Here is a 383-nt window from a genome sequence, read left to right as displayed (position 1 = left end):
CGCTCAGCCTGTCGGTGCTGATGATGATGCGGCTGCCATCGGCAAGGTCGTAGTTTTCTCGCACCTTGCCGCGATAATAATTCGGCAGTTCCGGGAAATGGGCTTCTGAGAGAATACGCACGGGCTTGACCGTCCTTTTGGGTTACGGGGTCGGTATGATCGGGGCTTTCCCCTGCTCTAGTTCCATCGCCGGGGATGTCAAGCAAGCGGGGCTCAAACCCAGAAGACATATAGAAGCAGCAGGCTCAAAAAGTAGCTCAGCACCGTCACCGGCAGGCCGGCGCGGATGAAATCGGAAAAGCGGTAGCTGCCGATGCCCATGGCGAGCGTGTTGTTGTGATGGCCGAAGGGTGTGAGGAAGTCGAGCGAGGCGCCCAGCGCGA

At 58.7% G+C, this 383-nt stretch carries 1 pseudogene; it reads right to left on the bottom strand.

From position 1 onward, the window contains the following. Window positions 1-121: pseudogene (locus B3605_RS00345) on the bottom strand (phosphoribosylaminoimidazolesuccinocarboxamide synthase); the annotation flags it as partial. Window positions 122-383: the final 262 nt, after the last annotated feature.

This window comes from Rhizobium sp. UBA1881 (genome assembly GCF_002338015.1).
Classification (GTDB): Bacteria; Pseudomonadota; Alphaproteobacteria; order Rhizobiales; family Rhizobiaceae; genus Rhizobium.
This window is presented reverse-complemented; position numbering and strand designations above follow the sequence as displayed.